At 68.4% G+C, this 21,223-nt stretch carries 26 protein-coding genes; 6 read left to right on the forward strand and 20 right to left on the reverse strand.

What is annotated here, in order from left to right; genetic code table 11:
• The first annotated feature begins 112 nt into the window (after window positions 1–112).
• Together eccD and mycP are read left to right on the forward strand one after the other, a co-directional pair.
• Window positions 113–1,564, forward strand: a complete 1,452-nt coding sequence (gene eccD / locus K3M35_RS19260; protein ID WP_259444246.1) for a type VII secretion integral membrane protein EccD — start codon at window positions 113–115, stop codon at window positions 1,562–1,564.
• A complete protein-coding gene (gene mycP / locus K3M35_RS19265; RefSeq protein ID WP_033096999.1) occupies window positions 1,561–2,928 on the forward strand; it encodes a type VII secretion-associated serine protease mycosin in 1,368 nt (455 codons plus the stop codon). The genes eccD and mycP overlap by 4 nt, the downstream gene beginning before the upstream one ends.
• 1 nt (window position 2,929) lies before the next feature.
• On the opposite strand, the gene eccB is transcribed toward mycP, so the two are convergent.
• The gene (gene eccB / locus K3M35_RS19270; RefSeq protein WP_220666887.1) at window positions 2,930–4,384 is read right to left on the reverse strand and encodes a type VII secretion protein EccB; all 1,455 of its coding nucleotides are present in this window, start codon (window positions 4,382–4,384) and stop codon (window positions 2,930–2,932) included.
• Between the two features lie 268 nt (window positions 4,385–4,652).
• Between eccB and eccE the strand changes: the two genes are divergently transcribed.
• A complete protein-coding gene (gene eccE, locus K3M35_RS19275) occupies window positions 4,653–6,236 on the forward strand; it encodes a type VII secretion protein EccE (RefSeq protein WP_242411740.1) in 1,584 nt (527 codons plus the stop codon).
• Here eccE and K3M35_RS19280 read toward each other — a convergent pair.
• Together K3M35_RS19280 and K3M35_RS19285 are read right to left on the reverse strand one after the other, a co-directional pair.
• A complete protein-coding gene (locus tag K3M35_RS19280; RefSeq protein ID WP_220666889.1) occupies window positions 6,224–6,799 on the reverse strand; it encodes an NADPH-dependent FMN reductase in 576 nt (191 codons plus the stop codon). The genes eccE and K3M35_RS19280 overlap by 13 nt on opposite strands.
• Complete coding sequence (locus K3M35_RS19285) at window positions 6,796–7,401, reverse strand: TetR/AcrR family transcriptional regulator (protein WP_006550047.1); 606 nt, start codon at window positions 7,399–7,401, stop codon at window positions 6,796–6,798. The genes K3M35_RS19280 and K3M35_RS19285 overlap by 4 nt, the downstream gene beginning before the upstream one ends.
• A gap of 69 nt (window positions 7,402–7,470) precedes the next feature.
• Here K3M35_RS19285 and K3M35_RS19290 point away from each other — a divergent pair, with 69 nt between their 5' ends.
• Together K3M35_RS19290 and K3M35_RS19295 are read left to right on the forward strand one after the other, a co-directional pair.
• Window positions 7,471–8,613, forward strand: coding sequence for an acyl-CoA dehydrogenase family protein (locus tag K3M35_RS19290; RefSeq protein WP_033096996.1), 1,143 nt, complete (start codon window positions 7,471–7,473; stop codon window positions 8,611–8,613).
• Window positions 8,614–8,672: 59 nt separating this feature from the next.
• On the forward strand, window positions 8,673–9,575 hold the full coding sequence (locus K3M35_RS19295) for a phosphotransferase family protein (RefSeq protein ID WP_220666890.1): 903 nt from the start codon (window positions 8,673–8,675) through the stop codon (window positions 9,573–9,575).
• 84 nt (window positions 9,576–9,659) lie between these two features.
• Here the strand turns inward: K3M35_RS19295 and K3M35_RS19300 are convergent, their stop codons facing one another.
• From K3M35_RS19300 to infA, 9 genes are all read right to left on the reverse strand, one after another.
• Window positions 9,660–10,661, reverse strand: coding sequence for an alpha/beta hydrolase family protein (locus tag K3M35_RS19300; RefSeq protein ID WP_220666891.1), 1,002 nt, complete (start codon window positions 10,659–10,661; stop codon window positions 9,660–9,662).
• Window positions 10,662–10,696: 35 nt separating this feature from the next.
• Window positions 10,697–11,533 carry a tRNA pseudouridine(38-40) synthase TruA gene (gene truA, locus K3M35_RS19305; RefSeq protein WP_231913194.1) on the reverse strand — a complete coding sequence of 279 codons (837 nt, stop codon included), beginning with the start codon at window positions 11,531–11,533 and terminating at the stop codon, window positions 10,697–10,699.
• 65 nt (window positions 11,534–11,598) lie between these two features.
• The gene (rplQ, locus tag K3M35_RS19310; RefSeq protein ID WP_006554582.1) at window positions 11,599–12,153 is read right to left on the reverse strand and encodes a 50S ribosomal protein L17; all 555 of its coding nucleotides are present in this window, start codon (window positions 12,151–12,153) and stop codon (window positions 11,599–11,601) included.
• 30 nt (window positions 12,154–12,183) lie between these two features.
• Window positions 12,184–13,245, reverse strand: a complete 1,062-nt coding sequence (locus K3M35_RS19315; protein ID WP_006554583.1) for a DNA-directed RNA polymerase subunit alpha — start codon at window positions 13,243–13,245, stop codon at window positions 12,184–12,186.
• A 101-nt stretch (window positions 13,246–13,346) separates the two neighbouring features.
• Window positions 13,347–13,952, reverse strand: coding sequence for a 30S ribosomal protein S4 (rpsD, locus tag K3M35_RS19320; RefSeq protein WP_006554584.1), 606 nt, complete (start codon window positions 13,950–13,952; stop codon window positions 13,347–13,349).
• A 22-nt stretch (window positions 13,953–13,974) separates the two neighbouring features.
• Window positions 13,975–14,388: a 30S ribosomal protein S11 gene (gene rpsK, locus K3M35_RS19325; protein ID WP_006554585.1), complete on the reverse strand. Its 414-nt coding sequence runs from the start codon at window positions 14,386–14,388 to the stop codon at window positions 13,975–13,977.
• Window positions 14,388–14,756 (reverse strand): 30S ribosomal protein S13, encoded by a 369-nt coding sequence (gene rpsM / locus K3M35_RS19330; protein WP_006554586.1) that lies wholly within the window; start codon window positions 14,754–14,756, stop codon window positions 14,388–14,390. The genes rpsK and rpsM overlap by 1 nt, the downstream gene beginning before the upstream one ends.
• A 209-nt stretch (window positions 14,757–14,965) precedes the next feature.
• Entirely contained in the window at window positions 14,966–15,079 is a 114-nt protein-coding gene (gene rpmJ / locus K3M35_RS19335; RefSeq protein WP_003938068.1) for a 50S ribosomal protein L36, read from the reverse strand.
• Window positions 15,080–15,171: 92 nt separating this feature from the next.
• The gene (gene infA, locus K3M35_RS19340; RefSeq protein WP_006554587.1) at window positions 15,172–15,393 is read right to left on the reverse strand and encodes a translation initiation factor IF-1; all 222 of its coding nucleotides are present in this window, start codon (window positions 15,391–15,393) and stop codon (window positions 15,172–15,174) included.
• 219 nt (window positions 15,394–15,612) lie between these two features.
• Between infA and dtd the strand changes: the two genes are divergently transcribed.
• Window positions 15,613–16,050, forward strand: coding sequence for a D-aminoacyl-tRNA deacylase (gene dtd / locus K3M35_RS19345; protein ID WP_220666892.1), 438 nt, complete (start codon window positions 15,613–15,615; stop codon window positions 16,048–16,050).
• A gap of 24 nt (window positions 16,051–16,074) precedes the next feature.
• On the opposite strand, the gene map is transcribed toward dtd, so the two are convergent.
• The 8 genes from map to rplF form a co-directional block, all read right to left on the reverse strand.
• On the reverse strand, window positions 16,075–16,872 hold the full coding sequence (map, locus tag K3M35_RS19350; RefSeq protein ID WP_006554589.1) for a type I methionyl aminopeptidase: 798 nt from the start codon (window positions 16,870–16,872) through the stop codon (window positions 16,075–16,077).
• Window positions 16,873–16,886: 14 nt separating this feature from the next.
• On the reverse strand, window positions 16,887–17,432 hold the full coding sequence (locus K3M35_RS19355; protein WP_220666893.1) for an adenylate kinase: 546 nt from the start codon (window positions 17,430–17,432) through the stop codon (window positions 16,887–16,889).
• Window positions 17,429–18,742, reverse strand: a complete 1,314-nt coding sequence (gene secY, locus K3M35_RS19360) for a preprotein translocase subunit SecY (RefSeq protein WP_006554591.1) — start codon at window positions 18,740–18,742, stop codon at window positions 17,429–17,431. Before secY ends, K3M35_RS19355 begins: the two co-directional genes overlap by 4 nt.
• A gap of 227 nt (window positions 18,743–18,969) precedes the next feature.
• Window positions 18,970–19,413 carry a 50S ribosomal protein L15 gene (rplO, locus tag K3M35_RS19365; RefSeq protein ID WP_006554592.1) on the reverse strand — a complete coding sequence of 148 codons (444 nt, stop codon included), beginning with the start codon at window positions 19,411–19,413 and terminating at the stop codon, window positions 18,970–18,972.
• 2 nt (window positions 19,414–19,415) lie between these two features.
• On the reverse strand, window positions 19,416–19,595 hold the full coding sequence (rpmD, locus tag K3M35_RS19370; protein WP_006554593.1) for a 50S ribosomal protein L30: 180 nt from the start codon (window positions 19,593–19,595) through the stop codon (window positions 19,416–19,418).
• Complete coding sequence (gene rpsE, locus K3M35_RS19375) at window positions 19,595–20,242, reverse strand: 30S ribosomal protein S5 (protein WP_006554594.1); 648 nt, start codon at window positions 20,240–20,242, stop codon at window positions 19,595–19,597. Before rpsE ends, rpmD begins: the two co-directional genes overlap by 1 nt.
• A gap of 31 nt (window positions 20,243–20,273) precedes the next feature.
• On the reverse strand, window positions 20,274–20,681 hold the full coding sequence (rplR, locus tag K3M35_RS19380; protein WP_006554595.1) for a 50S ribosomal protein L18: 408 nt from the start codon (window positions 20,679–20,681) through the stop codon (window positions 20,274–20,276).
• Between the two features lie 2 nt (window positions 20,682–20,683).
• Complete coding sequence (rplF, locus tag K3M35_RS19385) at window positions 20,684–21,223, reverse strand: 50S ribosomal protein L6 (RefSeq protein WP_006554596.1); 540 nt, start codon at window positions 21,221–21,223, stop codon at window positions 20,684–20,686.

Below are 21,223 nucleotides of genomic sequence, written 5' to 3' on the forward strand. Positions count from 1 at the left end.
GCTCCTGTTCGCCCCTCGGCCCCTCGACGGACAACTCGGGCACGACACCGGTCGGGACGATGTCGTATGGTCTGCGTCGTTCGGACTGCAGTGACGGGGGGAACCGAGGCCGATGACATCTGTGCGTGCGCGATCCGAGACCCCGGGGCAGGTGGGCGCCCCGGATCTGTGCCGGATCACCGTGCTCGCCCGCCACACCGAGGTCGATCTCGCACTGCCCCTCGACGTTCCGGTGGCGCTGCTGCTCCCGGGGATCGTGAATCTCGTCGCCGGCCACCGGCCCGACAACGACTTCGACGCGACACCCGAACGCACGGAACCCGACGGCTGGGCGCTCGCCCGGATCGGTCGGGCCCCGCTGTCCGGTGCGCTGAGTCTCGACGAGCACGGCGTCCGCGACGGGGAGATCCTCGTCCTGGAGGACGCCGGATCCCCCGCTCCTCCACCGTTGTTCGACGACGTCATGTACAGCGTCGCGGCCTCGGACCGGACCACGACGCCGTGGGGTGCGGGCCCGTCGGGTCTCATCGCGGCCGTCCTGGGTCCGGTCGCCCTCGCCGCGGGCTGCGTACCGTTGCTGTTCCTGCCCGACGGCGCGAGCCGTCTCGCCCTCGGAGCCGTGTGCGCCGCGCTGCCTCTCCTGGTGCTGCTCGCCGCAGGCATCCTCGCCCGGCTCCACGACGATCGACGGACCGCGACCGCGCTGCTGTGGTGCGCCTTCCCGCTCGCAGCGACGGCCGGGGCGCTGCTCGTTCCCGGCGAATCGCCGGCGCCGCGTCTCGTCCTCGCCGCGGCACTGACCGGTGCGGTCGCAGTGCTCGCCGTGCGTGCCACCCGCATCGGCCTCGCACCGTGCACGGCGGTCGCCGCGACCGCCGCGGGCGTCGTCGTGACGGCCACCCTCGCGTCGACCACCGAGCTCGAGGCGCGCGCCCTCGGAGCCGGAACGGTGGTGGTGGCGCTGCTGCTCGCCGGCACGGCACCACGCCTCGCGGCGATGCTCGCGAAACTCCCCATCCCCCCGGTCCCTGCTCCGGGCGCTCCGCTCGAACCGGAGACCCCCGAGAGCAGCGTGTCCGGGTTGCCGTCACAGGCGGAGCTCGAGCACCGTGCGAATCGAGCACGGAGCGCGCTCACCGGAATCGTCCACGCCGTCGTCCTACTCACGGCGGGCGGAGCGTGGTGCGCCGCGTTCCCGTTGGACGGAGACGTGTCCGTGCCCGCGGTAGCACTGGCCGTGGCGTCGGCCGTGGTCCTGGTCTTCCGAGGCCGCACCTACACCGCGACCGCGCAGGCGGCTCCCCTCGTGGCCGGTGGCGCGGTAATGCTGCTCGGGCTGCTCGTCGGTGCGGCAGCGAGCGGAGCGTTGCCGCCGTGGGCGGTGTTCGCATCCGCTACGGGTCTCGCGTGTGCCGGTTTCCTCTTCGGTGTGGTCGCGCCGCGACGGACGTTCACCCCGGTACAACGCCGGATCGCCGAGATCGCGGAGTACGCGACCATCGCCACCGTCGTGCCGTTGGCCTGCTGGGTCGCCGGTGTGTACGCAGCGATCCGCGGACTGTGACGGTGCGGCTGTCACACCGGTTCGCGGTCCTGGCCCTCGCCGCCCTGATAGCGACCACTACTCCGGGTCTCGCGACCGCCGCGCCCCCGGTACCCGATCCGGCGCAACTGCCCGCCGGCGCGACGCCTGCGCCTCCCGAGGCCACCGAGATGCGGGTGCTGTGCGCAGAACTGCCGGATGCTCCCGACGGACCGCAGATCCCTCGGGCACAACGCATCCTCGACTTCGCGTCCGTGTGGCCGATCACCCGGGGAGCGGGGCAGGTGGTCGCCGTCATCGACACCGGGGTCCATCCGCATCCGCGGTTGCCGGCCCCGAGGCCGGGTGGCGACTACGTGTCCACGGGTGACGGCACCGAGGACTGCGACGCGCACGGCACCCTCGTCGCCGGCCTGATCGCGGCGCGGCCGACACCCGGATCGGGTTTCGCCGGTGGCGCACCCGACGTGGGGATCATCGCCATCCGCCAGTCGAGCGGCCATTTCTCCGACCGCTCCCGATCGGACGACGATGCCGCGCGCAACGCCTCCGGATACGGCGACGTACGGACCCTCGCGGCGGCCGTCCGGCAGGCGGTGGATCTCGGCGCCACCGTCGTCAACATCTCCGAGGTCGCCTGCCGGACGGTCGCCGAAGGCCTCGTCGACGGTCCGCTGGGAGCGGCAGTGCAGTACGCGACGGATGTACACGACGCGGTCGTCGTCGCGGCGGCCGGCAACACCGACACCTGCCGCGAAGGCAATCCGCGCTCGGCGGATCCGGCCGATCCCGGTGCGGATCCGTGGGATTCGGTCGTCACCCTGGCATCACCGGCCTGGTACGACGAGTACGTCCTCACCGTCGGCGCGGTCGAGGACGACGGCACACCGGCCGGGTACAGCCTGCCCGGGCCGTGGGTCGACGTCGCCGCTCCCGGGAGCGGGCTCGTCTCACTCAATCCCGGCACCGACGGTCTGGCCGACCTGATCCCCGGCCCCCAGGGCGGCAGACCGGTGTCCGGGACGAGTTTCGCGGCGCCGCTCGTCGCGGCGACGGTCGCGCTGGTGCGCTCGCGGTACCCGCAGTTGTCCGCCCGAGAGGTGATGACGCGCATCGAGAGCACCGCCCACTCCCCCGCGGAAGGATGGAATCCTCAGGTGGGCCACGGGGTCGTCGACCCGCTCGCCGCCGTCACCGCGCCGCTGCCGGCCGGGCGCGCGGAGCCGATGCCGGCGGTTGCCGTCGCCGAGCCGACTCCTCCCCCGGTACCGGATCACCGGCCGCGCACCATCGCACTGATCTCGGCTGCGGCCGTGATCGCCGCGACCGCCCTCGTTCTCGTCCTCACTGCACCGGCACGACGACTCGCCCGATCACGGACCTGAATCAGTTGCCCGCCCCGACGGGGACCGCCTCCGGGTCGGCGGCGACACCGTCGTGTGCGAGCAGCGCCTGTTCCCGGCCGAGCGCGGGTCCCGGAGCGAGCAACTGCAGGATGGGCCACGGGACCCGGGCGGGTGGATCCGTGAAGCCGAGTGCCGCAGCGGCGTCCGCATCGGTGATGCCGTACCGCACGCCGGTGTCGGCGACGTAGAACAACGAACCGAGACGGTCGGTGTCCGAGGTCAGCGAGGTAATCTGCACGTATCTGCCGCGGCCCGGCGGGATGTGGATCGCGTCGACCTGCGGTCCGGCATCGTCCGCCTGGGCCGGGACCACCGGCACGGCGTCCTTGCCGGTGGGCAGGGCCGTCCCCGCGGACAACCGCAGAGTCGAGCGGTGCCGGTCGTTCTCGCCTGTGCCGGGCTGCCAGGTGGAGCACGCCACAGGCCTCTCCCCCGGATCGACGATGCGCGGGACGACCTCGGGAAAGGTGTCGACCGGCAGTTCGTGCACGACCGGCGCGGCTGCGAGGACGTCGGGTGGAATCACCGGAATCTCGGGTGCTCCTTGCGAATCCGAGAAGTGGATGAGATGTGCGGTGGCCCGCGAGACCTCCTGCACACCGTTCTCGAGCACTACGTGGAAACTCTGCCCGTCCGGTTCGGACACCGCGACGACCGACCCGACTCGCACACCCGGGATCGACATGCCCGGGACACCTCCGGCGCCGGTGATGTGGGGTGCCGCCAGCTTCGGCGATTCCGGCACGGCGGCGAGCAGTCCGGGACTCGCGGGGCGCGCACGGGAGACGTCGATGCCCAGCAGGCGCACGAGCGACCGGTCGTTCGGGTCGATTTCGGCGCGTCTGCCCTCGTAGAGCAAGTGGTATCTGCCGTCCGCGGCCACGAGGAGCGCTTCGTCGTCGGCGAGCACCGAGCCTGCCCGGTGGTCGGGTGTGCCGGCGAGCACGGCGGTGGTCGAGGACTGCAGACCGTTCGGGTCGGCGACGTCGCACACCGTCCACGGCACCTCCTCTGCATCATGGACCAGGGAGGACGGCGCACCCGGGATCCCCACCAGCGGTCCGCGTGGCCGTGTCGTCAGTTCCTCGTCGGCTACGACCGCCGGTTCGGTGGGCGATCCGAGGATCAGCCGGGCCGACGCGAGATTCAGGACGGGATGGAAGGTCGTGCCGATCGCGACGTAGAGCGCACCGGAGTCGCGTCCGACGACGACGGAAGCATCACCGATCCGGTCCTGGGGGCGGAACAGGGCAAGGGCGGCACAGCCTCCCAGCACGACACACGCGACGACGACTCCGACGACGAACGCCCGGAACTGGGAACGCATGGGATCGTGGATCATTCGTACGTCGCCCCGCACCAACGCATGATCCATGCGTCGTGCCAGGAAACGGTATCCACTGACCTGCCATCGCGTGGTCGGTTGCGCTGCCATCGATCTCCCCCCGTACGGCACGCTCTCTGGCGCAACACAGTACAGTCCAGTCGGGCGTCCACCACAGGCGCTCCGCGCGGTCAGGGGGAAGGTCGGCACCGCGCCGGAATCATTGCCGGCCGTCGTTCGGGGGGGATCGATGCAACGAACCGTCTTCGAGTCGGGGGATTCACGGGTCAGCACAGCGCCCACCGGTGCACGGGTCAGCACAGCGCCCACCGGTGCACGGATCAGCACAGCAGCAGGTGATGCGAGAAGCCGTGTCGCCGTGCGGCTCGTGGGTGCCCAGTGCGTCGCCGCCCTCGTATGGACGCTGGCGGTGGTGTCGGGGGCGTCCGTGTGGGTGGCCTGCGCGATCGCCGTGCCACCGGCCGCGCTGTGCCTCGTGCGGATCGGCGGACGCGGCACAGCCGAATGGATCGCGACCGTTCTGCGCCGACGCCCGGACGACGTCTCCGTCTCGGGTGTCCTCCGCGACTTCCACGTCGGGTCGGCAGTCCCGGTGGGGGTGCTATGGGACGGCCCGTACGCGACCGTGGTTCTCGAACCGTTCTCACCGGCCGGTGCGATCACCCGACTCGGGCGCGACAGCGAGGAGACGGGGCGAACGCTCCCCCTCGACGCGATCGCCGCCTGCCTGTACCGGCACGACGTCGTCCTGGACGGGATCGATGTCGTGGTGCAGGGGCGCCGGGTTCGCGACTCGACCCCCGCGGGGCAGGCCTACGCACAGTTGCTGGGCCCGCTTCCCGCAGCGGCCGAACGCACGGTGCGGGTGGTGCTCCGACTCGACGTCACGTCCTGCGCGGCCGCTGCCGCCCGTCGGGGCGGAGGCTCCGAGGGTGCCGCCCGGACCGTCGTCGCGGCGGCGCGGCGCGTGATCCGCGCGCTCGGCGACGCCGGGTACGGTGCGCGACTGCTCACCGCGAGCGAGATCGAACAGGCCGCGCTGCGCATCTCCCACGGGGTCCCGGCGACGGAGTGGGCCCCGACGCGCCGGCACGTCGCCCTGGCCTCCGCCTTCGACTCGGGCGGCGCCTTCGACCCACGTCGGATCGACCGCCGCCACACGGCGGCGATCTGGTCGCATCCAACTTTGGCGTCGACACTGGTCCTCCGGTTGCGACCGGGTGATGACGGGTCGGTTCGGGTCGGGGCGCTGGCACGGTTCACCACGCGCGAGGCGGACGTCCCCTCGGTGGCCGGACTGTTCCCGGCGTACGGACGTCACGCCGAACTCCTCACAGCGGCATTGCCCCTCGGGGTTCCGCAACTGGAAGACCGGGTTCCCTTGCGCGAATCGCGTAGCGGGGAACTCGACGCCCTCGCTCTTCCGGCCGGTGGGTGTGGGCAGCTCATCGGATCGGACGACGCCGGTCGCGCCGTCACCGCGCGTCTCACCGGTCCCGGAGTCCGCTCGGTCCACATCGCGGGCGAGTTGTATCTCGCCCAGCAGGTGGTCTTCCGCGCCGTCGCGGTGGGGGCGAGGGTCGTCGTCCACACCGACCGGTCCGGTGCGTGGCGCGGCCTGGTCGGATCCGCGGCCGGACCCGACCGGCTGCGTCTGGCGGGCGAGTACGCGGGCGACCACGATTTCGACACGGTCGTCTACGACGGCGTCCCGCCCACCTCGTCCATGCCGCACGCGACCGCGATCCACGTGCACATCCACCCGGACGGATGGCCGCGCGAGCGCCCCACGGTGTCGTTGCTCCAACCCGGAGCGGCCGGGGACCGTGTGGTGCTCACGGTAGGCGGCGAACGCACGCCTCTCACCCTCGTGACGATCGCGGCGGAGAGCACCCATCTCGGCCGGTCGCGCATGCCGGATCCGGCGCCTCAGCCGGGATAGCGGTCGAGGGCGGTTCCGGCGCGGACGGTGCGGACCCACCAGGCGATCTGGTCGAGCATGCGTTCTGCGCCGTCGATCGCGGCCTCGTCCGTGGTGGTGCCGTCGGCCGCGAAGGCGTGCTTGACGCGGTGGAAGCTCACCGACTGCCGCACCGGCACCATGTGGACCTCGACGACGACCTGCCGCAACTGCTCGACCGCGCGCAATCCGCCGGACAGGCCACCGTAGGAGACGAATCCGACCGGCTTGGTGCGCCATTCGTGCTTGACGGTGTCGATGGCCGTCTTCAGCGCGGCGGGATAGCCGTGGTTGTACTCGGAGGTCACCACCACGAAGGCGTCCGCAGCACCGATGCGACCGGTGAAGGCGTCGGCGTCGGGACCGCCCGAGAGGTCGTGCGGGAGCGGAGTCTCGGCGAGATCGAGAACGCCGACGTCGAACTCGGGCCGACGCCGTGCGGTGGCCGCGAACCAGTCTGCGACGACCGGCGCGATGCGACCGGCGCGGACACTCGCGACGACGACCTCGAGGCGGATCGGATCGTTCGGTGCAGCCGTGGTCATAGGGTCGATCGTAGGTGCGGTGCGGTCGAGAGCCCGTGCGCGAGCAGTGCGGCGAGTTCCCGGTAGGCACGTGCGTCCTCGAGACCGGTCGCCTCGGCCACCTGTCGTTGCTGGATGCGGACCATGACCGAGGCGACGACGTCGGCGACGAAGGCCGCGTGGACGTCGCGCAGTTCGCCGGCCGCAACTCCCTCGGAGATGAGCTGGCGGACGCGGTCGGCGGCGAACCGGGTGTTGCGTTCGTAGACCTCGCGCGCGACCGGCGTGTGGGCGATGTCCTCCATGAACCGCGTGGAGGCGGGTTCGAGTTCGCGCCCCACGGCCTCGAGATAGGCGCCGATGCGAGCCTGGGCGTCCGCGGCCCGCGCGACGTCGGCCTCCACCCGGTCGGCAGCACCCTTGAAGAAGTGGACGGTCGCCGCGTAGACGAGCCGGTCCTTGTTCTCCGCGAGTGCGTAGAGCGTCGATTTCGAGCAGCGCAGACGCGCGGCGATGTCGTCGAGGGTCAGGTGCGCGAAGCCTTCTGCCAGGAACAACGCGACCAGATCGTCGAACAGTTGCGCCTGCCGGGCGGTGGGCCGCCGGCTACCGACTCTTGCCATACCGAGAACAGTACTGCAGTATCGTCCTCAGTACTATTCTTGGTCCCCAGTCTTCCAGGAGGAACCACCGTGCCCGTCGAGCGTCTGCTTCCCACCCGCGAGGCCTACGACCTGATCGACCTCACCCGCGACGTCGCCGACAAGGTGCTCGCCCCGCGCGTCGACGAGCACGAGCGCAAGGAGACCTTCCCCGAGGGCGTCTTCCCCGCACTCGGCGCCGCAGGGCTGCTGAGCCTGCCGTACCCCGAGGAGTTCGGCGGCGGCGACCAACCCTACGAGGTCTACCTGCAGGTCCTCGAGGAACTCGGCGCCCGCTGGGCTGCCGTGGCGGTCGCGGTGAGCGTGCACGGACTGTCGTGCTTCGCGCTCGCCACCCACGGCACCGACGAGCAGAAGAACAAGTGGCTCCCGGAGATGCTGGGCGGCAACACCATCGGCGCGTACAGCCTCTCCGAGCCGCAGGCCGGATCCGACGCCGCGGCCCTCGCGTGCCGTGCGAAGCCCGTCGACGGCGGCTACCGCATCACCGGCTCGAAGGCGTGGATCACCAACGGCGGCAAGGCCGACTTCTACACCCTGTTCGCCCGCACAGCCGACACCGGCAGCAAGGGCATCTCGTGCTTCCTCGTGCCCGCCGGCACCGAGGGCCTGTCCTTCGGCAAGCCCGAGGAGAAGATGGGCCTGCACGCCATCCCCACCACCTCCGCCCACTACGACGACGCCTTCGTCCCGGCCGAGCGCCGGATCGGCGCCGAGGGACAGGGACTGCCGATCGCGTTCAGCGCACTGGATTCCGGACGCCTGGGGATCGCCGCCGTCGCGACGGGTCTGGCCCAGGCCGCCCTCGACGAGGCGACGGCCTACGCCAAGGAACGGCAGGCCTTCGGCAAGCGCATCATCGACCACCAGGGCCTCGGCTTCGTTCTCGCCGACATGGCCGCCGCCGTCGACTCGGCCCGCGCCACCTATCTCGACGCTGCCCGGCGCAAGGACGCCGGCCTGCCCTACTCGCGGCAGGCGTCGGTGGCCAAGCTCGTCGCGACGGATGCCGCCATGAAGGTCACGACCGACGCTGTGCAGGTCCTCGGTGGATACGGCTACACCCGCGACTTCCCGGTCGAGCGCTTCATGCGCGACGCGAAGATCACGCAGATCTTCGAGGGCACCAATCAGATTCAGCGACTCGTGATCGCGCGGTCCCTCGCGGGGTGAACGATCACAAGCCGGAAGCGACAGGGGTTTTCGCGGCGAAAGATCGCTAGAGTGCCTTCATGCCGGACGCCCTGGAGCGGCTCACTCCACAGCAACGCCACCTGCTGACGCAGCGGTTCGGCCGCATCGTCGTGGTCTCCGACATGAGTTGGGGACTGGTGTCGACCACTGTCCTCGAGGTCGACACCGACGACGGGCTGCTGGTCGTGAAGGCGGGCGGAACTCCGGATCGGCACATCGGCCGCGAGATCAGCGCGCACGAGCGGTGGACCGCTCCGTGGGTACGGTGCGGTCGGGCCGCCCGCATGGTGTTCGCAGACCGCGCGACGAAACTCGTCGTGACGGAATACCTTCCGGGGCGGCTCGTCCTGGGCACCGCCGCGTCGTCCCGTCTCGACGTCTACGAACAGGCCGGCGCGCTGCTCGCCCAGTTCCATCGCCAGGAGCATGTGGTGGACGAGGGGTACGAGCGATCGGCGAACACGAAGACGCTGCGGTGGCTCGCGGCGCCGCACCGTATCGGTCCCGACGTCGCCGGCCGATTGCGCTCGATGGTCGAGGGATGGCCGACACCGACGGCCACCCTGGTGCCCACCCACGGCGACTGGCAGAGCCGCAACTGGCTCGCCGACGACATCGGTGTGGTGAAGGTGATCGACTTCGGGCGTGCCGGGATGCGCCCGGCGGGTGAGGACTTCGAGCGGCTCGCGGTACGCGAGTTCCTCCGGGTCCCCGGTGCCGAGCAGGCCTTCCTGCGTGGCTACGGCGAGGATCCCCGTGAGGAGGACGCCTGGTTCCGCCGACGTGTCCGCGCGGCGGTCGCGGTCGCGGTGTGGGCCTTCCATGTGGGCGACGACTGCTACGAGGCCGAGGGCCACCGCATGATCGCCGAGGCGCTCGGCCGCTTCCCGGTTCGCTCGGTGCGCTCATCAGCAACGTCCTCGAGTTCCTGGACTGGCTGATCCGACGAGCATGTGAGAACGCCCGAGGGGGTGAGGTCGCGGACCTCACCCCCCGGGTGTCTTTTCGAGCGCAGCGCTCTCGGCTCAGGCGCCGATGGCCTCGCCGAGCACGGGCCACGACTCGTGCAGGGCCTCCTGCCAGTAGCCCCAGGTGTGGGTACCGTCGGGCCGGACCGAGTAGGTCGCCTCGACCCCGGCTGCGTCCAGCGCACCGCGCAGTCGCGTCGTGCAATCGTTCACGCCGGCCTCGATGAGCCCGAGCAGAGCCACATCGGGAAGGACGGCGACACCGTCCTGCTCCCATGCCTTCAATTCGTACGGACCCGGGACACCGCTGCTCGTGGAGACGTACACGGCCTTGCCGCGCAGCTTCTCGGCGTTGAGCACGATGTCCTGTTCGGTCCAGTGCTCACCGGCGACCGGTCCCCACATGTTCTCGACCTCGCCCCCGCCGAACGCGACGACGATCTCCGCATAGCGCGAACCGATCTCCGACGCGGTCTCGGCGCATCCACTGTACGAACCCACCGCCTGGTAGAGATCGGGCGCCTGCTGGGCGAGCGCCAGCGCCGACGTCGCCGACATCGACACACCGGCGATCGCGTTGCGGCCGCTCGCACCGAGCGTCTCGTCGACCACCGACGGGATCTCCTCGGTGAGGAAGGTCGTCCACTTGTTGCGTCCGAGAACGGGATCGTCCTCGAGCCAGTCGGTGTAGTAGCTGAACGCGCCACCGACCGGAGTGACGACGTTGACGTTCTTGTCGCCGAAGAACTCCACGATGTCGGTCTGCTCGCGCCAGGTCGCCCGGTCCAGTCCCCCGCCGGCACCGTTGAGCAGGTAGAAGACCGGTCGCGGCGCGCTCGTGTCGGCCGGTCGCAGCACCTGCAGCTCGATGGTGCGTTCCATCGACGGCGAGTACACGAACAGCGACCAATCGCGGTCGGTGTGCTTCTCGATGCGTTCGACAGTCGCGCTCTGCGACCGAGTCTCGCCGGTCGCGGCGGCCGGGAGATCCTCGGCGTGGGCGACCGCGGCACCGGACAGGACCAGCGACGAGACGGCGAGCGCCCCGATCGTCCCCATCAACGCAAACCGTCGTGCGCGCACATTCGTTCCCTTCATCCGCAACAGCCGGGCGTGATGGGCCCGCGCATCTCCCGCGTCGCAGCGTTGCGCGCGGCGAGTTCCTCGTCAGCAGGGTAGTCGACGCGAACCAGTGACAGGCCGTGGGCCGGTGCCACCGCGACGGACGCCGCACGTTCGCGTTCGTCGAGCAGGGCCGTCATCCACTCGACGCTGCGACGCCCCTCCCCCACGGCCAGGGCCGCGCCGACGAGGCTGCGCACCATCGACCAGCAGAAGGCGTCGGCGCTGACATAGGCGGTGAGGATGTCACCTTCGCGGGTCCAGTCGTATCGCTGCAGTTCACGTACGGTCGTCGCACCCTCCCGCCGCTTGCAGAAGGCGGCGAAGTCGTGCAGGCCGAGCAGCGACTGCGACGCGCGTTGCATCGCATCGAGATCGACGGCCTTCGGCCACGCGACGGTGTCGCGGGCACGCAGCGGCTCGGCGCCGTACACCGCTGTGGTGAGGCGGTATTCGTAGTGGCGCCGGATCGCCGAGAAACGCGCGTCGAAATGTTCGGGGGCGACGGAGATCCCGGTGACCCGCACGTCGCGGGGCAGGAACCGTGCGAGACGGCGGACCCAGCGCGACGGATCGTCGGGCAGCACCGCGGAGGGGACGTCGACGTGGGCGACCTGCCCGGAAGCGTGCACGCCGGCGTCGGTGCGACCAGCGACGGTGAGCAGCACGGGGGTGCGGACGATCGCGGAGAGCTTTTCCTCGATCTCCCCGCACACCGTGCGACGTCCGGGCTGCCGTGCCCAGCCGGAGAAGTCGGTGCCGTCGTACGCGATGTCGAGTCGCAGACGGGTTGTCTCGTGAGAAGCCACGAGCCCGCCGCCCTCGGAAGGGTCGGCGGGCTCGTGAGCTTCAGCAGATGCCGAAACCAAGTGGATTAGTCCTTCTTGGCCTCGTCCGCCTCGGGTGCGTCGGCAGCCGTGGCGTTGGTGTCCTCGACACCCTCGACGACGGCGTCGGCGTTCGCGACCTCGGCGTCGGTGGCCTCGGCCTCGACGGCCTGGACCGCGTTGTCCTCGGCGGGTGCCTGCGAGGCGGCGACGCGGCGAGCGCGGTCGGCCTCGGAGGTGACGGTCTTCTCGCGCACCAGCTCGATGATGGCCATGGGGGCGTTGTCGCCCTTGCGCGGCATCGTCTTGATGATGCGGGTGTAACCGCCGTTGCGGTCCTCGAAGGAGGGACCGATCTCCGCGAACAGCGAGTGGACGACGTCCTTGTTGCGGATGACCTTCAGCACCTCACGACGCGAGGCCAGCGTGCCGGCCTTGGCGTGCGTGACGAGCTTCTCGGCGTACGGGCGCAGGGCCTTGGCCTTGGCCTCGGTGGTGGTGATGCGGCCGTGCTCGAAGAGCGCGGTGGCCAGGTTGGCCATGAGCGCCTTCTGATGCGAGGCCGATCCGCCGAAGCGGGCGCCCTTCTTGGGCTTGGGCATGATTTTCTCCTAGTAACGGACCGTGAGCTGCTACAGCTGCTCGGTCTCGGCGTAGTCCTCGTTGCCGTCGTTGTCACCGAAGGAGCCGGCCTCGGTATCGCTCCAGGTACCGGTCGCGGCGTCGTAGCCGGCGACAGTGCTGGGGTCGAACGATGCCGGGCTGTCCTTGAGGGACAGGCCGAGCGAGTGCAGCTTGACCTTGACCTCGTCGATGGACTTCTGGCCGAAGTTGCGGATGTCGAGCAGGTCGGATTCCGTCCGTGCCACGAGCTCGCCGACGGTGTGGACACCTTCGCGCTTGAGGCAGTTGTAGGACCGGACCGTGAGGTCGAGGTCCTCGATCGGAAGTCCGAAGGAGGCGATGTGGTCGGCCTCGGCGGGCGAGGGACCGATCTCGATGCCTTCTGCTTCGACGTTCAGCTCACGAGCCAGACCGAAGAGCTCCACGAGGGTCTTGCCCGCCGAGGCGAGCGCGTCCCGCGCGCTGATCGAGTTCTTGGTCTCCACGTCGAGAATGAGCCGATCGAAGTCGGTGCGCTGCTCGACGCGGGTCGCTTCCACCTTGTACGTCACCTTGAGCACCGGCGAGTAGATCGAGTCGACCGGGATACGGCCGATCTCGGCGCCGGACGCCTTGTTCTGCACGGCAGGAACGTAGCCGCGACCGCGCTCGACGACGAGCTCGATCTCCAGCTTGCCCTTGTCGTTCAGGGTGGCGATGTGCAGATCCGGGTTGTGGATGGTGACACCGGCCGGGGGCACGATGTCGCCGGCCGTGACGGTGCCCGGCCCCTGCTTGCGGACGTACATGGTGACCGGCTCGTCCTCTTCGGAGCTCACCACGAGACCCTTGAGGTTCAGGATGATGTCGGTGACATCCTCCTTCACCCCGGGAACGGTGGTGAACTCGTGGAGAACGCCGTCGATGCGGATGCTGGTGACAGCGGCGCCCGGGATCGACGAGAGCAGGGTGCGACGAAGCGAGTTGCCGAGGGTGTACCCGAAGCCAGGCTCGAGCGGCTCGATGACGAACTTCGAGCGGTTTTCAGCGATGACCTCTTCGGTCAGTGCGGGTCGCTGAGAGATGAGCATCTGTTGCCTCCTTGTGGGCGTCCGCCATATGACGCCCTAGTGGAATGGAGCGGTGTCCTCCCGCCCGGACGGACCGGAGGACACCACGACACCGAGGTGTCTTACTTCGAGTAGTACTCGACGATCAGCTGTTCCTGCAGCGGGATGTCGATCTGCGCGCGCTCGGGGAGCTGGTGGACCAGCACTCGCAGACGCGGGCCGACGACCTGCAGCCAACCCGGAACCGGGCGCTCGCCCTGGGTCTCGCGGGCGACCTGGAAGGGCAGCGTGCTCAGCGACTTCTCGCGGACATCGATGATGTCGTACTGCGAGACGCGGTAGCTGGGGATGTCGACCTTCTTGCCGTTGACCAGGAAGTGGCCGTGGCTCACCAGCTGGCGGGCCTGACGACGCGTGCGGGCGAGGCCGGCACGGTAGACGACGTTGTCCAGGCGCGACTCGAGGATGACCAGCAGAACCTCACCGGTCTTGCCGGGGCGGCTTGCGGCCTCTTCGTAGTAGCGACGGAACTGCTTCTCCATGACGCCGTACGAGAAGCGGGCCTTCTGCTTCTCCTGCAGCTGGAGCAGGTACTCGCTCTCCTTGATCCGCGCGCGGCCGTGCTGGCCGGGCGGGTAGGGGCGACGCTCGAAGGCCTGATCGCCTCCGACCAGGTCGACACGGAGACGACGCGACTTACGGGTAACGGGACCGGTATAACGAGCCATTTTTCTTTACCTTCCTTTCCCGTTAGACGCGACGCCGCTTGGGCGGACGGCAACCGTTGTGGGGCTGCGGGGTGACATCGGAGATGGTGCCGACCTCGAGGCCTGCGGCCTGGAGGGAACGGATCGCCGTCTCGCGGCCCGAGCCCGGGCCCTTGACGAAGACGTCGACCTTCTTGACACCGTGTTCCTGCGCCTTGCGGGCGGCGTTCTCGGCGGCGAGCTGTGCGGCGAACGGGGTCGACTTGCGCGAACCCTTGAAGCCGACGTGGCCGGAGGACGCCCAGGAGATCACGTTGCCCTGCGGGTCCGTGATGGACACGATGGTGTTGTTGAACGTGCTCTTGATGTGAGCGGCACCGTGCGGAACGTTCTTCTTGTCCCTGCGCCGTGCCTTCTGGGTCTTCTTCGGACCGGTGCTGCGTGACTTGGGAGGCATTACTTCTTCTTTCCTGCGACGGTGCGCTTCGGACCCTTGCGGGTGCGGGCGTTGGTCTTGGTGCGCTGTCCACGCACGGGCAGACCACGACGGTGTCGCAGGCCCTGGTAGCAGCCGATCTCGATCTTGCGGCGGATGTCCGCCTGAACCTCGCGACGGAGGTCACCCTCGACCTTGTAGCTCTCCTCGATGTACTCGCGGAGCTTGGCGAGGTCCTCGTCCGTCAGATCCTTGCTGCGCAGGTCCGGGTTGACACCCGTGGCCTCGAGGATCTCCTGGGAGCGGGTACGGCCGATGCCGTAGATGTACGTGAGTGCGATCTCCATCCGCTTTTCGCGGGGAAGATCGACACCTGCGAGACGTGCCATGTGGCATTCCTATTCGGTGTGCGGAGGTCTGCTCCCAGCCCGTCCCCTGCGTCGAAGAACTGTGTGATTCAAAAACACAGTGGGGCCCCGGCCTCCGTACCGGGGGTTGATCGCGCAGCTCCTCGACGGATCGAGGATCGTAACCACGCGACTGGTGCTGGAAGGTCTTCGTGCTTGTTGCCAAGCAGATCTTCGAGACGAAGGTGGATCTAGCCCTGACGCTGCTTGTGACGCAGGTTCTCGCAGATCACCATGACCCGACCGTTACGGCGGATCACCTTGCACTTCTCGCAGATCTTCTTGACGCTAGGCTGAACCTTCACGTAAGTCCGATCTCCTGTATGTGCGCCGCCGGACACGGCAGAGCCGGCCCGGCGACATGATTCTCCCCGACCGTGTGGCCGGGGAAGCTTCGTTACTTGTAGCGGTAGACGATGCGTCCACGCGTGAGGTCGTAGGGAGAAAGCTCCACGACAACGCGGTCCTCGGGAAGGATACGAATGTAGTGCTGACGCATCTTTCCGCTGATGTGGGCGAGAACCTTGTGCCCGTTCTCCAGCTCGATGCGGAACATCGCATTGGGCAGCGGTTCGATTACCCGGCCCTCGACCTCGATTGCCCCGTCTTTCTTAGCCATATCCTCCGCGATCCGTTGTTCGGCGTTGTGGTTGCATCGGCATCCGTTACCGTGACGCTCGGCAACTCCGGGACCGGACACGAACCGAGATTCGAAGGAATTCGACACGGGACCGATCGGAGCGCAGCGCGCACCACCGATCAATGGTACGGGAAGTTGACCGTCCAGGACAAATGAGCTCCGGCACACTCGTGCCCACGACCAGGAGGAGGACCGCACGTGCGGGCGTTGATCCAGCGGGTGACCACGGCGGCGGTGGCGGTCGACGGAGCCGAGGTGGCTCGCATCACGCCGGCCGAAGACGGTCACGGTCTGCTCGTGCTGGTCGGCGTCACGCACGACGACGACGAGACCAAGGCCGCGACGCTCGCCCGGAAGGTGTGGACGATGCGCATCCTCGAGGACGAGCGATCCGCCTCCGACGTCGACGCCCCGATCCTGGTGGTCAGCCAGTTCACGCTCATGGCCGACACGAGGAAGAGCAGGCGTCCGTCGTGGTCGGCCGCCGCTCCCCGCCCGATCGCCGAACCTCTCGTCGATGCGTTCGCGAACGCTCTACGAGATCTCGGCGCGACGGTGGAGACCGGGAAGTTCGGGGCCTACATGGAGGTGAGCCTCGTCAACGACGGACCGGTCACGCTCCTCGTCGACGTATGACGCCGCGGAGTACGACCGCTCGCGTCACTCCGGCCGGACGGTGAGGATACGGGGGCCGTCCTCGGTGACCGCTACCGTGTGCTCCCAGTGCGCGGCCCGGCTGCCGTCGACGGTCACCACCGTCCACTCGTCGTCGAGGACCTCGGTCTCGTAGGTACCGAGGGTGAGCATCGGCTCGACGGCGAGCACCGATCCGACGACGAGCTTCGGGCCCTTGCCCGGCTTGCCTTCGTTGGGGAGGAACGGATCCATGTGCATCTCGCGCCCGATACCGTGACCGCCGTAGCCGTCGACGATGCCGTACAAGCGGCCGTGCACCTTCTCGGCGGCATGCGTGCCTTGCTCGATCGCATGCGAGACGTCGGTCAGGCGGTTGCCCGGGAGCATCGCCGCAATACCGGCCTCGAGCGACAGACGGGTGGCCTCGCTCAGGTCGATGTCGGCCTGCGACAGCTCCCCGATCCCGAAGGTCCATGCCGAGTCGCCGTGCCAGCCGTCGAGGATCGCACCGCAGTCGATCGACACGAGGTCGCCCTCGGCGAGCACCACCGACACCGACGGGATGCCGTGGACGACGACCTCGTTGACCGACGAACAGATCGAACCGGTGAAGCCGTGGTAGCCCAGGAAGGACGGAACGGCCCCCGCATCGCGGATGACCGATTCCGCCACCTGGTCGAGTTCCAGGGTGCTCACGCCCGGCTTGGCGGCCTCGCGCACTGCGACGAGTGCGGCACCGACCACGGCTCCCGCCGCCGCCATCGCGTCGAGTTCACCCGAGGTGCGGAACGGAACCACTGAGCGCTTGCGCCCGAAACCCATGTCGAACTACCCGTCTACTTTCCAAGTGCGGACAGAGCCCGCGAATTGATCTCCTCGACCTCACCGATCGCGTCGACCGTGATGATCGAGTCGGCGTAGTAGTCGAGCAGCGGGGCCGTCTCCTCACGGTAGACCCGGAGACGGTTGCGGATCACGTCTTCGGTGTCGTCGGCGCGACCGCGGGCGAGCATGCGCTCGACCACGACGTCCTCGTCGATGACGAAGGACAGCACGCCGTCGAGCTCGACACCGAGATCCTTCAGGATGTTCTCGAGTTCCTTGGCCTGCTCCACGCTGCGCGGGAAGCCGTCGAGGAGGAAGCCGTTGGCGGCGTCGGGCTCGGCCAGACGCTCACGCACCATGTTGTTGGTGATCTCGGCGGGAACGAGCTCCCCCGCGTCGATGTACTTCTTGGCCTCGACGCCGAGCGGGGTGCCCTGCCCGATGTTCGCGCGGAAAAGATCGCCCGTCGAGATGGCGGGGATGCCGAGCTTCTCGGACAGAATCGCGGCCTGTGTGCCCTTGCCGGCACCGGGAGGACCGAGCAGTACAAGTCTCACTTGAGGAACCCTTCGTAGTTGCGCTGCATCAGTTGACTTTCGATCTGCTTGACAGTGTCCAGCGCGACACTGACGAGAATGAGAACCGCGGCGCCACCGAAGATGCTCGAGGCCGTCTGGCTGCCGGACAGGAAGAAGTTCGGCAGCGTCGCGATGAGACCGAGGTAGATCGAGCCCGGAACCGTGATGCGGTTGAGCACGAAACTGAGATATTCGGCGGTCGGGCGACCGGGGCGGATGCCCGGGATGAAGCCGCCGTATTTCTTCATCTCGTCGGCCCGCTCCTCCGGATTGAAGGTGATGGCGACGTAGAAGAAGACGAAGAACACGATCAGGGCGAAGTAGATCGCGATGTAGACCGGGTTGTTCGGATTGACCAGGTACTCGTTGATGATCCGCTGCCACCAACTCGGATCCGGGTTCGTCGTGGCACCGGTGAGCTGCGCGACGAGATTGGGCAGGTACAGCAGCGACGACGCGAAGATGACGGGGATGATGCCCGCCTGGTTGACCTTCAGCGGCAGGTAGGTCGACGAACCGCCGTACATACGACGGCCGACCATGCGCTTGGCGTACTGCACCGGGATCCGGCGCTGACCCTGCTCGATGAACACGACACCCGTGATGAGGGCCAGGGCCACGACGCAGACGATCGCGAAGACGAGGCCGCCGCGGGATTCGAGGATCATGCGACCCTCGCTCGGCAGCGCGGCCGCGATACCGGCGAAGATCAGCAGCGACATGCCGTTGCCGACACCGCGTTCGGTGATGAGCTCACCGAACCACATGACGACGGCGGCACCGGCGGTCATCACCAGCACGATGACGACCATCCCGAAGATGCTGTCGTCGGCGAGGATCGGCTCCGAGCAGCCCTGCAGCAGCTGCCCTCGGGCGGCGAGCGCGACGATGCCGGTGGCCTGCAGGACGGCGAGCGCGACGGCGAGATAACGCGTGTACTGCGTCATCTTGGCCTGGCCGGACTGGCCTTCCTTGCGCAGTTCCTCGAAGCGTGGAATGACCACGGTGAGCAGCTGGACGATGATGCTCGCGGTGATGAACGGCATGATGCCGATCGCGAAGACCGACAACTGCAGTAGCGCGCCGCCGGAGAACAGATTGATCAGCGAGTAGATGCCGGCCTGCTCGCTGCCGGCGAGCTGATCGACACAGGCCTGGACGTTGCCGTAGTCGACGCCCGGGGATGGCACGGTAGCACCGAGGCGGTACAGCGCCACGAGCCCGAGGGCGATGAGAATCTTCCGCCTCAGGTCCGGTGTCCTGAGGGCCGAGACGAAGGCGGAAAGCAAAGATCCTCCTGGCGGGCCGATCGGGGACGACGGATCGAGAGGGATCCGTCGGACGGTAGACAACTCTGAAACTCTAACAGTGGGCCCCGATGAGAGGCGTAGCCCGGTAGCCTATGTCACCGCTGCGAACGCAGCTTGGGACACCGGCGTGAACGCGCGAACGGCCGCGGTGCAGGTATCTGCACCGCGGCCGTTCGACAGCCGTGACTCACACGCGAAAGTACAGGTCAGGCCTGGACGGTCGCGCTGCCACCGGCTGCAGCGATCTTCTCCTGAGCGGAGGCCGAGAACTTGTCGGCGGTGACCTGCACGGCCACCGTCAGCTCGCCCTCGCCGAGGACCTTGACGAGCTGGTTCTTGCGAACCAGACCCTTCGCCACGAGGTCCGCGACACCGATCTGTCCACCCTCGGGGAACACGCGAGCGATGTCCCCGACGTTGACGATCTGGTACTCGGTACGAAATGCGTTCTTGAAGCCCTTGAGCTTCGGCAGACGCATGTGGATGGGCATCTGGCCACCCTCGAAGGCCGGCGACACGTTCTTGCGTGCCTTCGTGCCCTTCGTACCGCGGCCGGCGGTCTTGCCCTTCGAACCCTCACCGCGTCCGACGCGGGTCTTGTCCGTCTTCGCACCCGGAGCCGGGCGCAGGTGATGCAGCTTGATGGTCATTCTCAGACCTCCTCAACGGTGACGAGGTGACGCACCACGTTGATGAGGCCACGATTCTGCGCATTGTCCTCGCGGACGACGGACTGGCGGATCTTCCGCAGACCGAGGGTCCGGAGGCTGTCGCGCTGATTCGACTTGGCCCCGATGGTGCTCTTGATCTGGGTGATCTTCAGCTCTGCCATTACTTCACGCTCCCAGCAGCCTGTGCACGTGCGCGCAGCATGCCGGCGGGGGCAACTTCCTCGAGGGTGAGGCCACGGCGAGCCGCGACTTCCTCGGGACGCTGCAGACCCTTGAGGGCCGCAACCGTCGCGTGCACCACATTGATGGCGTTGTCGGAGCCGAGCGACTTCGACAGGATGTCGTGGACACCCGCACACTCCAGCACCGCGCGCACAGCGCCACCGGCGATGACACCGGTACCGGGGGAAGCCGGACGCAGCAGGACGACACCGGCTGCAGCCTCTCCCTGGACGGGGTGGGTGATGGTTCCGCCGATGAGCGGGACGCGGAAGAAGTTCTTGCGAGCTTCCTCGACACCCTTCTGGATGGCCGCGGGAACTTCCTTGGCCTTGCCGTAGCCGACGCCGACCAGGCCGTTGCCGTCGCCCACGATCACCAGAGCGGTGAAGCTGAAGCGACGACCGCCCTTGACGACCTTCGACACACGGTTGATCGAGACGACACGCTCGATGTAGTTCGACTTCTCGGCAGCGTTGCCGCCGCGCGAGTCGCGGTCGCGGCGGTCGCGACCGCCACGGTTGTCACCGCTGTTGGGGTTCTGTCCGGCGGGGCCGTTGCCGCCGTCACGCCGCTGACGTCCCGGCATCAGGCGTTCCTTCCGTTCGAGAAAATGGTCATCAGAACTTCAACCCGCTTTCGCGAGCCGCGTCCGCGAGGGCCGCGATGCGTCCGCTGTAGGTGTGGCCACCGCGGTCGAAGACCACGGCTTCCACGCCGGCAGCCTTCGCGCGCTCGGCGATCAGCTGACCGACCTTCGCGCCGCGAGCCTTCTTGTCGCCCTCGAGAGCGCGCACATCGGGTTCGATGGACGACGCTGCGGCGAGAGTGGTGCCCGTCAGGTCGTCGACCAGCTGCACGTGCAGGTGGCGCGAGGACCGGTTGACGACGAGGCGGGGACGCTCGGCGGTGCCGGAGATCTTCTTGCGGAGGCGGAAGTGACGACGCGTCTTCGAAAGGCGACGCGTGGTGGAGGCGTCCTTGCCGCGCGGGATGCGCTTGGCCTTCTGGTTCTCGGTCTGGCTCATGATCACTTACCCGTCTTTCCGACCTTGCGACGGACCTGTTCACCCTCGTAGCGGATGCCCTTGCCCTTGTAGGGGTCGGACTTGCGCAGCCGGCGGATGTTGGCCGCGATCTGGCCGACCTTCTGCTTGTCGATGCCCGAGATCGAGAAGCGCGTGGGGTTCTCGACGGCGAACGTGATGCCCTCGGGCGCCTCGATCAGCACGGGGTGGCTGTAGCCGAGCGAGAACTCGAGGTCCTTGCCCTTGAGGGCCACGCGGTAGCCGACGCCGTGGATCTCCATCTTGGTGGTGTAACCCTCGGTGACACCGACGATGAGGTTCTGCACGAGCGTCCGCGACAGGCCGTGCAGCGCGCGGCTGCGACGCTCGTCGTTCGGGCGCGTGACGTTGATTGCCCCGTCCTCACCCTTGGCGACGGCGATCGGCTCGGCGATCGTCAGGGACAGGTTGCCCTTGGGGCCCTTGACTGCAACATCCTGGCCGTCGATGGTGATCTCGACGCCCGAAGGAACTGCAACGGGGAGTTTTCCGATTCGCGACAT

The organism is Rhodococcus sp. DMU2021 (genome assembly GCF_019641445.1).
GTDB classification, from domain to species: domain Bacteria; phylum Actinomycetota; class Actinomycetes; order Mycobacteriales; family Mycobacteriaceae; genus Rhodococcus; species Rhodococcus pyridinivorans.